The following is a 10720-nucleotide window of genomic DNA, read 5'->3' as shown; positions in this document are numbered from 1 at the left end:
CAATTTAATAAAGAATACAATAAACTACTGCAGCAAAATAAAGGTGATGAGTTTTTACGTTTCATCAAAAAAAATATAGATGCACAATCAGCGTCGGGAGTGCTGCGTTTTGGCACTATGGTTATTCAGGGACAACAGGTGGAAACATTCCCGTTAGCTATTACATCTATTGTTATGGATCAACTCCATTATAGAACACTCCTTAAATTAATCTATAAAATAAGTGATGAAGGTAACCAAAAAGATATCACTCAATTTAATAAAGAATACAATAAACTACTGCAGCAAAATAAAGGTGATGAGTTTTTACGTTTCATCAAAAAAAATATAGATGCACAATTAGCGTCGGGAGTGCTGCGTTTTGGCACTATGGTTATTCAGGGACAACAGGTGGAAACATTCCCGTTAGCTATTACATCTATTGTTATGCATAAACTCAATGAAATGAATGGATTCAAAGCGAAAGTGGTTAGAAAACCAAGTCTATTTAGTCCCTCTGATATGTCTGTTTTTAGTTCGCTTTTAAGATCAATTTATGCGATCCATGATACACAAAATTACGATTTGGTTGAGTTATTTAATAAAGAATATGAGAAGCTAATCCAAGGAGGAAAAGAAGGGCGGTTTTTAAACTACCTGAAAGCTCACCTTGATGGTGAAAAAGCAGAGGGAGTTTTATATTTTGGTGGTACACTCATGATACAAGGTCAGCCTGTCGAAAAATTCCCATTGAACGTGACTTATATTATCATGAATAAGGTCAATGAGGCCAACGAAGAAGCCCAGGAACAGGCACGTCGTGCAAGATACTAAAAATTAACATAAGCTAAGGCTACTTTATTCAAGGCTGCTTTTCTTTGCAGCCTTCTTTTTTTGATTTTCTGATTTCTCATCGTAAGTAACCGGAGAATATAATTAAACTCTCGGTCTGGATAATTATGAATATAATTTTGAGTTACGGAGCAAATTTTTCTCACTATTATTTTCTTTTTTTCAGGCAATAACTCTCGAATTATTTTCTGTATTACAGAGCTAGATGTAACGTATCCCAATCAGCATTAATTAAAGGTGTCACATGAATATGACGCAGCATGTGTGGCCAGATATGGGAGCCTGTTTTTTGCTTCATAATCTCAGTTAATTTATGTTGATCTAATCCTTAGCCTATGTGTAATCCGGTTTCATATAAAAGTAAAATAAGAAACTTATCTCTATAATTCGTACAAGTTGGTAAGTAGTGGTTGCATTAGCGAATTGAATCCACCTGAACGGAAATCTCACTAAGTCTGATTATCAAAATAATCAGACCTAGTGAGATTTAACCTAATAACATTAGGACGTGTTGACCAATTCATCTTCCCCCCACCTACGTCCCACAACTTGTTCGCGGCATCCAAATGTTTAAATACGCTTTCAACCTGGTGACGATATTTGTGCTGAGAATCTGCCTAGGCATTGCAAACTCGTTCCTTGAGAGAGCCCCACGATCACAGCTAAAGGAATTTTCTATGTGTGTGAATTTAAAAATAATTTCATCTGCTAGTTAGTGCTCATCTATTGCTCTAGAAATTGGCACCATTTATGTGTCCTTTAACAATGATGTTACCGGATTTAGTTTTCATCACTTCTGAAGTCACATTTTCCCCTTCACTAATTGCATATTTTTCTGATTTTGTAACCTGTTAATTTTTAACAGTTATATCCAAAAATCAAAAAGACTAAAATAAGGGCACATAATAAAATAAAAGGACAGTAAGCAATGAATGAGATTAAAGACATACCAAATGATGTAGCGTTTTTTTTCCAAGAGGCAGAACTTGATAGAAATGCTTCTTGGGAGAATATTAAAGCTGCTTATAGAAAATTAGCGCTAAACTATCATCCAGATAGGATAAGAATGGATGATAATAACCCCAATAAAGCAAAATTAATTTCTGAATATGAAGAAATATTTAAAAAAATAGCTAGTGGGTATGGCTACCTTGAACAAATGAATCAAAATAAAACATCAAATACGGATGTTAATAAATCAGAAATGCCTTTTCAAGATGAAGCAAATCCTAATGCTTTAGTCCCTAAGGATGGAATGATCAAGGTTTTTTTTCCTATATACATTCTAAAAACAGCCAAACCTGGAGCACGAACATTTTATGGTGTATCACTCACAGCGGCAGAACTTGAGAGCCCTGCACGGTTTACTTTTCTTTTAGAACGACTTAATGAGGCACTTAAATATGGGGCTTATCAGGTAGGATTAGACCGTGAAGAAACAAATAAGATCATTAATCAGCATTCTTATTATAAAAATATGGAGATTTCTTTTATAGCAGCTTTAGAGCTACATGTACATTTTACAACGCTAAATCCACGCGAGGGTGAGTCTTGGGCAAGACCGACACCTTATTTCTGGTTAAAAAAAGATACAAATATTTCTATCCAAAATGTCTATTCGCTCTCACCAGCTATTAAAGCTGATTATGGCTATAATGTGACTGAGGCAATGAAAGCGTTACAACGCGAATTTATACCTGGAAAAGAGATAACCCCATTAATTACGCCTACACAGCCATTTGACTTCTATCAACCATTAAATACTAAAGCGCTTATTAGTGAAGCCCTTAAACATTACCGCGCGGAGTATGAAAGGAGTATAAGGTACAATACTGCAAGTGCAGAGATTCTAGATAACATTATTAAGATGCAAGCATTGTTGTTATCCGATAGTTCTAAACAACATAAAATAGAAGAAATTCGCAAATTAACCTATAGCGGTAGATTTGGTTTAATTTTAGATGCCATGGATTCGTACTATACACATTTGGATGATGAATTAGAAGATTGTGTGGCAAAAGAAGAAAAGCAATCTTTACTAGAAGGAACATCACAAGGTTTACTGGACAACGGTGATAATAAAATATGTGAAGCTGAATTAGCAGAAAGTTCTTTGAAAGAAGCAGAGCAACCCTTACTAGAAGAAACGCCACAAGGCTTACTGGACAATGGTGATAAAGCTAAATTAGCAGAAAGTTTATTTGAGCAATATTTGAAGGAAAAAAGTAAAATTAATGTGAACTTATCTCCTAAAGAAGAAAGAGTAGCAGCTTTAACCCTTATATCCAATATTGTTAAACAAGCTGATACTATAGAAAAGCTAAGTGATTTTTACAAAGCACTCAATGCACTTGAGCTACGAACTCCCTTTTTTAAATACGCGCAACGAAATTTCTTTAGCAAAGAAACGGGTGCAACGCCTTCTTGGGAGAAAGTATTAGGTGAGATAAAAAGTCAAGCGATGAATCTAGCAACAAAAGAATCTCAAGATCATCCAGTGGATTTCCAAAATCATTACAATTTATATCAAGATATTTTTAAAATCTGTGACTTTCATGGACCTGTAAAACATGATGGCTTAAATGCTTTAGAAATAGTAAGAAATGTAACTTCCACTACTTTAAGCTTTCTGGGATGGAGATGAGTAGAGCGACAGATCAGTAGCCTTATTCAGAAACGAGTTGCAGATGCTCCTTAAAAACTAAAAGCGATAAAAAATACAGCAAGGTGCGAACTTTGCTAAAGAATTTACTTCGAAGCCATTGATGCCTTTTATGCAAAGACAATGGCTCCATTTGAATTAAATTTGCTTGCATACCCTACTCATTGTATCTAAAGTTTTGCCATTTCAGAAGTAAGTAAAGGATCACTATAAATTACGAAACAATGGTTCATTGAGTCACAAGAGGCTTTAATGCTATTTCCTGGATTGACAGGTGAAGTAATCACACCATTTTCGCATTGGATTTTAAACTCACCGCCCTGACCAACAGCAGGATACAATTTCAACCTAAATGTATTACCTGAAAGATAAGTTGCATCAGCCATGATTAAATGAGTACATCCATTGTAAGCTTCACAATGATCTAAATTTTTTATTGTATAAATACCTTGCCAGTGTCCTGGTAATTTGCTGCATAAGTCATTAGCACCCTCATTAGAATATGCCGAAGCTGCAGTAAAACCCATTATGAGCCCTGAAAGTAATAAGTATATTTTGTTGTTCATCATCCTATCCTTAGAAATTACTGTGCGAAGAAGTATATAACGAAATGCATAAAAACAGATATGCGTTATTTATCAAATATAAATGTGCAATACTTGTTAACAAACTCCCCCACTCCCCTCCTTCTGTGTGACCATGCCTTATCTTTTTATGGCAAAGTGGCCTCTTCCCAACTGCAGATACTCCTATTGAAAAAATATCAATCTAAACATTAATGGTAGCTAATCTAGAATTTTTTGGATTAAAAAGAGAAATGCATCATTTCATTAAAATAAATACCGAGTAAAACTCTTAAGACTATTGACACAAAGCCCACATAGCAAGAAACTAGTACAGCTCATTCAATTTATAGGAAAAAACATGACTGATAAAATTCGAGGTAAAGTAAAATGGTTTAACAAAGATAAGGGCTTCGGATTTATTGAAAGCGACGGTAAAGATTATTTCGTGCACTTCAGTGCCATTCAAAGCAGCGGTTTTAAATCACTTCCTGAAGGTGCCTCGGTTTTATTTAAACCAGGAAAAGGTCAAAAAGGACCACAAGCCGAAGAAGTCGAGCTCATTTGACTTGTTTTCCTGGCTTTTTTAGCCTTGATTTTTCCTCGAGGAAGAAACTGCGGGAGAGCCTATTTTTATTTTGGATTCGCACTATATCCCAAGGTAGAATTAGGATATATTTTTTCGAATTCAACATGATGCCTCTTCGCAGCCTGTAAATCGGATCGCGCCACGGCAGCTTCTGACAAAAATAACGAGTAGGGGAAAAACCAGACAGGTGGATTCATAGACGATAATTTTTTTTCAATGGTGTTGACATTGTTTGTTACAAAGACATTTTCAATGTCAATTAAAGAAGCATGATGCAAACTCATGTGACTCGCAGTCAAATAACTCAACACCAGGATTTGATAATCAGACTTGCTTTCCTTGGTGTATTTTTGATTTTTAATCTGTGAATATAATGTATTAAACTGTTCTTCATTCCCCAAGTGCAAATAGGCCAGGGCCTGACTAAACTGAATAAAAAGCGTCCCTAGTTCCTTTGTTCCCTCCGGCATGTCAAGCAATAGAATTTCATGCCATTTTCCAAACCGTGCAAGCACCAGATGCTCTAAAGAAAAAAGAATATCGCGATAGTCTTTTAAAGAATCAAGGCGAGTACCATCCATTAACTCCTTTGCTGTATGCGCATAAAAAAGAGACTGATCGACATTATTCGTTAACACATTCAGCACCGTAAGAAACTGATAAGAATGTAAATAATGATACTCATAATAATAAGAATTTAATCCAGCTCCATTATTTTTGAAATATTGATCGTCTATCTCAATTGCCGCTAAGTTCGCTTGTATCGCTTCATTATAACGACCTCTTCGCCAATAAATATGATTAGGCATATGCGTATAATGCGCAATTTTACCCATAGAAAAAGCAGGTATTTTTTGAGCAACTATTTCTCCCAATGGGTCTTTCAAATTTTTTTCTGCCAAATGAATATAGGTGTGTAACAAACCAGGATGATCGGGGTAAGAGGCATCCTTTAGGATGGGACGCAATAAGTGAAGCGCTTCTTGCTTATAGTCTTGATTCGAAGTACGGCTGCAATGGCTCGCTTCACCATCATCCTCTATTGTAGAATAAGCAAGAGCATCCACCAATAAAGCAAGGCTTTCCCCTCGCCATTCTTTATTGGATTTGTACTTTTGATATAATTTTCTCAATGCATCAATGTATTGAATTTGTAATTGCTGCGATGAAAGTGTTGGGTCAATGGAGAACGACTTCATAGTGGCTTGAATCAGATCAGATTGAAATTCCTTTTGGGAGGAAACAAGACGACGTGCGTTCTTCATATCGTCTAAGCCAACCCTTGAAAAAGGTTTATTAAGTTCTATCAACTGCTGTTTTTTAGAAACCGCTATTCCCCAATAACACATCCCGCATCTCGGATCATATTGCAAGGCTTGCCTAAAATTATATTCCGCCTGGACATATAAATAACCATAATAATTGAGCATGCCCTGATCAAATAACGTTTGCGCTGTGCGATCAGTACTCACGTGTTTATAATGAACAGTAGACCATGATGCCTGGGAGCAAAAGAATACAAAAACAAGAAGTAGATACTTTATCATCGCTGAGACTCGTGATCATTGAAGTGCTATAAATGAGAACCAATGGATCTCGAAGAATCCACCTTGCTCCTTAGTTGATCAAATATTATATATTATCTATATTGCACGTCTACTGTTATTTTTTAACAAGTGATACGCTGTTCATAATATCTTATTAATCTTGGGGAGTTTTTACTATGAGGTAGCTGCGCGAGTTATCTCGCAGATCTACTCATGCCCTACCCCTCAATATAAGCATAATGTTCAATGAAAACTTTTGTACAATATATATACATATGAAATGAAGATTCTTGATAAAATCAAAATATCAAAATGAACTTTTAAGTGGACTTCAACTATATGGTTACTCCTCCCTCAATGACTGCATTACAAGAAATAATTAAGTTTGGTCATGTTCCTGCTGTGAGTTATGCTTGTGTCGCATACCAAAAAAAAGAGAAACATCAATTTGTAAGAACCTCAATAGCTGTTGGCAAAAAAAATGCTCAATCAACCGACTCTGAAATAATCGTAGATGATAAAACCAGATTTCCAGCATCTTCCCTTAGCAAAATTGTTTTTACTTATTTGGTATTGCAACTGGTCAAGGATAAACAAATCGATTTGGACGAACCATTGCATAATATACTGCAATATGAACGATTCTTAGTGGATGGTAAATACCCTAAAAAAGCAAAGGAATTAACGGCTCGACATGTATTGTCACATACTACAGGCTTGCCGAATTTCGGAGCAAATTTATCTTCAACACTAATTTTTGACCCTAAACTGGAACTGAGTGAAGGATATTCCTATTCAGGCGAAGCTTTTCTTTACTTGCAAACAGTCATCGAAGCTAAAATTGGTAAAGACTTAGAAACGTTGGCTCAAGAATATGTGTTTGGTCCATTAGGCATGGGGCGTTCTACATTTATGCCACCATCTGAGGATGACGACAATATTGTAGCAGTTCATACTGAGTTAGGAAAACCAACTTCAATCTATATAGGAGAGCCTCACGTAAATGCTGCTGGATCGCTACTGACAACGGCGGATGATTTTTCGAAATTCATGGTTGCATGGTTAGAGAATATGAATGATCCCATCATCGAACAAGCATTTGAACCAGCGAGCACTGATGACCTCATAACATGCGGTTTGGGCTGGCATATCTATAGACATGAAAATGAAGTAATTGCATATCAATATGGTGAAAACCCCAATACGCGAGCTTTTATTGCTATCAATATAACAACCAAAAAAGGTGCCGTATTTTTTACCAATTCAGAAAATGGGATGAGTATTGCTAATCAAGTGTTCAGTTCTCCTGATTTATCTCCTATTGGTAACATGCAAGAGCTTTATAAACATTTGCATTATACTCAAAGCGATGAGCCAGGATGGCAAGAAACGATGTTAGGGAAAATTGCTGAAGTAGGTAATAAATTTGAAGAGGCGAGATATTATTTTGAAAAAGCCCTTGGGTTATCACCCGAGGATGAAACTAAACTGAGGCGTTTAGAATGGTTTAAGGCAGTACATCATCCCTTTCCGGAAAAAAAATTTACCCTATCATTGAAAGCGTTTATGGGAAATTATAAGAACTCCTATAACGATGACATTGAGATGTCTATCAGAAATGATAGTTTGATACTCAAGCAATTTGATCAAAAAATAAAACTTGTGCGGGTAGCAGAGACTGAGTTTTTGCCTGAACAGGACCAATCTTTCAAAATAAGATTCGATGGAGATCTAATGAGCATTAGTTTTATCCACGGTGGTCGTGATAAATTTTTATCGAAACAGCCTTCACCAAAATCTCTATTACACTATAAAGACGAGGTGAGACAATTGAGAGAGTCTCAGCCTGGTTATATGAGATCCACGGAGGTATCGAGGGTAAAAGAAAGAGAATATATTGACACAGCACCTAAACCATCTTGGAGATCATAAAAGAATTATGCTAATGAACTCAGAGTAAATACTCTCTGCATTGAGGGTGATAATTATGGAATATAATTATTTTGCTAGATTATGCCGTGGAAGTATAATTGTGAATCGAGCGCCTTTTAATATCGGAGATTGTGTCGCTATGATCTTTCCTGCATGAAGATTAACAACTTTTTTAACAATAGCTAATCCCAATCCAATATGTTTATCTCCAATTTCAGCATCTTCGGCAACCGTATATTCAGAAAAAATGTCATCCACACTATCATTCGATAAACCTGGACCATCATCGTCTACGTGAATTAAAATATGATTATCATCCAGCGCAATGGCTAAAGAAATATGGTGCACTGCAAATTTCATCGCATTTGTAATTAAATTAGTAACAGCATGTTTTAAAATATTTTCATCTATGTATGCTTCTAAAGAATTTAATTCGTTAACATGAAATGTAATTTCGAATGTTGATGAAGAATAAGGCGCTAATAACTTTCTTAACCATAATATTATATCTGTCTTGGACTGTTTTAATTTTAATTCACTTGCATGCATTTTTGAGTAAATCAAAAAAGTACTGACGATGCGGTTCATGTCTGCTATATCTTCTTGTATGCTGTTCACCTGTTTATTGAGTAATACATTTTCTACGTTTTTCCTTTTGATACTATCTGTCGCCATTTGTATGGTTGACAAAGGAGTTCTAATTTCATGTGCGACAAACCGGCACATTTGTTTATGTGATTCAATCAGTTCTTTTAATCGCTCACCCATGTGGATGATATTTATATAAAGCTCATACAACACAGAGGTGGTACCTATTTTTCGATGAAAGTCAAAGTCTCCTTGGCTAAAATTTTTAGTTATCTGATATACCTTTTTCATATTTCTCACAAAAAGCAATGAAAAAAATGCGATAAGACAAAGAGATAAGAAAAAGAAAGCCACTATAAAATAATACATTACGTCACTGATTCTTGCTGTAATTGGTAGATATCTGAGTGGGCCAATTTTGAGTACTCCACCACTAAAACCATAATAGATAATACCAATTTATGACGTGTTTTTATTTGTTTCAAATACTAGATTTGTTGTTGATAAAGAACTAATTATATTACTTGGTAAGTACTTACTCTTGGTTTTATAAACATGAAGTGGAAAGCCATATATTTTTTCTAGCTTCAATATTTCTTGATTCCACGTCTTTTGAGGCTTTAATAATAAATGCTCAACTATTTGCTTTAGCGCAGGATTCATATAATGGAAAATAACTTGGCTTGGATCTGAAAAATAATAAGCTAATGCGTAAGAGGTATTACCAATTTTTTTATACGCCGTATGTTGTACAATGACCAAGTTGAGAAATTGATAGGTTGTACCTGACAAGAAAATTATCTCACCATTATTTAATTGGCTATTTTGCGTTGAACTAAGTTTTAGGTTGTTGATTGTTATAAGATGAACAACATTATCTGTCTTTTTCTTTATTACTGCATCCCAGTTTGATTCCGGGTTTTTAATTAATTCATTTTCTAAACTAATTAAAAGTCCTTGTGACATCGTTTTCCCAGCATTAATAACTATCTCTGTCTCAACCGACTTTAAATATTTAAAAAATGCCAAAACAAAAATTAAAAAAACCACAAAAAACGCAGTCAAAATTTTAATATATACATTAAATTTCATTGCTATGCACTCTAAGTAAATAGATACCTTTTCACAAGAAAGGTTTCTATTTTATGATGCTCTTTATCAAGGAAATCATAAACTCATTTAAGAGTGGCGATTATTGGATCTATCTTCAAATCAGCGCCATCTTTTCTCAATTATAAAATGAGTGTAGCATTATTATTGTTATAATTTACAAGTTCTATCATTTATCCCGTCAATTGATTCGAACCATAAGTTATATGTGCAAATTATGATCAAAAAAACTTGGAATCATCTTTTGAACAGCGGATTTAGCTAATAAATATCTAATGTTTAGAATACATTGTTTACGTTCTTGCGAGGTGGGTATTGTAGCTATTTCTGATTGTTTAGAAAGATAGTCATATTGTTTAAAGGCATGGAAAGAATTATCTGATGTCCCAGAAAGCTCACATAGAATCTCTTGCATTTCCTCATCACTCACATGCAGCATATCAACTGGCTTTCTTCCTTTATAATCAAGTGCATCACAATCAGCCCCCCGCTTTAGTAACGCCCTAATCAATTCAGGACAATCACTTCTTAAGCAAGCTATATGCAGTGGCGTCATTCCGTTTCTTAAATGGATGCAATTTACTTCAAGCGCTTTTTTGGCAAGTAACGCCTCAATAATTGGCTTTTGAGCTAAGGAGTGCTTTCTAGAGTCAACATGATTCCATCCCTTACATAAAGCAAGCAAAATGGGTGTATAACCAAACTCCATACTGTAATCGTTAATATAATTACCTTCTTCTATATAATGGAGTGCGGTATTCGTTCGTGAATTGGCTATATAATATAAAAGTTCGGTTTGCGAACTCATCAGTCCCTCATCCACGTTGTCGTGTTTAAAACAACGTCTAGGTATCATGAGTGAAGAAGTACGCATCAATGGCGGATGTACTATGACACA

At 35.2% G+C, this 10720-nt stretch carries 9 protein-coding genes; 4 read left to right on the top strand and 5 right to left on the bottom strand.

All coding sequences use genetic code 11. The annotated features are described in order from the left end of the window. Together Lsan_RS10955 and Lsan_RS10950 are read left to right on the top strand one after the other, a co-directional pair. The coding region (locus Lsan_RS10955; protein ID WP_193392703.1) for a hypothetical protein at positions 1 to 813 on the top strand (813 nt) is incomplete at its 5' end. A 946-nt stretch (positions 814 to 1759) separates the two neighbouring features. After that, positions 1760 to 3475: a DnaJ domain-containing protein gene (locus Lsan_RS10950; protein WP_058514431.1), complete on the top strand. Its 1716-nt coding sequence runs from the start codon at positions 1760 to 1762 to the stop codon at positions 3473 to 3475. Between the two features lie 188 nt (positions 3476 to 3663). On the opposite strand, the gene Lsan_RS10945 is transcribed toward Lsan_RS10950, so the two are convergent. After that, positions 3664 to 4059, bottom strand: a complete 396-nt coding sequence (locus Lsan_RS10945; RefSeq protein ID WP_058514430.1) for a hypothetical protein — start codon at positions 4057 to 4059, stop codon at positions 3664 to 3666. 358 nt (positions 4060 to 4417) lie between these two features. On the opposite strand from Lsan_RS10945, the gene Lsan_RS10940 reads away from it, so the two are divergent. After that, complete coding sequence (locus Lsan_RS10940; protein WP_058514429.1) at positions 4418 to 4624, top strand: cold-shock protein; 207 nt, start codon at positions 4418 to 4420, stop codon at positions 4622 to 4624. Positions 4625 to 4689: 65 nt separating this feature from the next. On the opposite strand, the gene Lsan_RS10935 is transcribed toward Lsan_RS10940, so the two are convergent. Continuing rightward, a complete protein-coding gene (locus Lsan_RS10935; protein WP_058514428.1) occupies positions 4690 to 6192 on the bottom strand; it encodes a hypothetical protein in 1503 nt (500 codons plus the stop codon). A 324-nt stretch (positions 6193 to 6516) separates the two neighbouring features. Between Lsan_RS10935 and Lsan_RS10930 the strand changes: the two genes are divergently transcribed. Continuing rightward, positions 6517 to 8124 carry a serine hydrolase domain-containing protein gene (locus Lsan_RS10930; protein ID WP_237762108.1) on the top strand — a complete coding sequence of 536 codons (1608 nt, stop codon included), beginning with the start codon at positions 6517 to 6519 and terminating at the stop codon, positions 8122 to 8124. 66 nt (positions 8125 to 8190) lie between these two features. Here the strand turns inward: Lsan_RS10930 and Lsan_RS22980 are convergent, their stop codons facing one another. The 3 genes from Lsan_RS22980 to Lsan_RS10920 form a co-directional block, all read right to left on the bottom strand. After that, entirely contained in the window at positions 8191 to 9003 is an 813-nt protein-coding gene (locus tag Lsan_RS22980) for a sensor histidine kinase (RefSeq protein ID WP_237762107.1), read from the bottom strand. 168 nt (positions 9004 to 9171) lie between these two features. Beyond that, positions 9172 to 9804, bottom strand: a complete 633-nt coding sequence (locus Lsan_RS22975; RefSeq protein WP_237762106.1) for a hypothetical protein — start codon at positions 9802 to 9804, stop codon at positions 9172 to 9174. Positions 9805 to 10024: 220 nt separating this feature from the next. Further along, on the bottom strand, positions 10025 to 10720 hold a 696-nt coding region (locus Lsan_RS10920; RefSeq protein WP_193392702.1), incomplete at its 5' end, for an ankyrin repeat domain-containing protein.

This window comes from Legionella santicrucis, from assembly GCF_001468135.1.
Taxonomy (GTDB): Bacteria; Pseudomonadota; Gammaproteobacteria; order Legionellales; family Legionellaceae; genus Legionella; species Legionella santicrucis.
Note: the sequence above shows the minus strand (reverse complement) of the source record. Positions and strands in the feature narration are given on the sequence as shown.

Excerpts from the sequence above, each read along its gene's own strand:
- Lsan_RS22975 (WP_237762106.1), bottom strand. The coding sequence starts at position 9,804 with ATGAAATTTAATGTATATATTAAAATTTTGACTGCGTTTTTTGTGGTT.
- Lsan_RS10940 (WP_058514429.1), top strand. The coding sequence starts at position 4,418 with ATGACTGATAAAATTCGAGGTAAAGTAAAATGGTTTAACAAAGATAAG.
- Lsan_RS22980 (WP_237762107.1), bottom strand. The coding sequence starts at position 9,003 with ATGAAAAAGGTATATCAGATAACTAAAAATTTTAGCCAAGGAGACTTT.
- Lsan_RS10935 (WP_058514428.1), bottom strand. The coding sequence starts at position 6,192 with ATGATAAAGTATCTACTTCTTGTTTTTGTATTCTTTTGCTCCCAGGCA.
- Lsan_RS10950 (WP_058514431.1), top strand. The coding sequence starts at position 1,760 with ATGAATGAGATTAAAGACATACCAAATGATGTAGCGTTTTTTTTCCAA.
- Lsan_RS10945 (WP_058514430.1), bottom strand. The coding sequence starts at position 4,059 with ATGAACAACAAAATATACTTATTACTTTCAGGGCTCATAATGGGTTTT.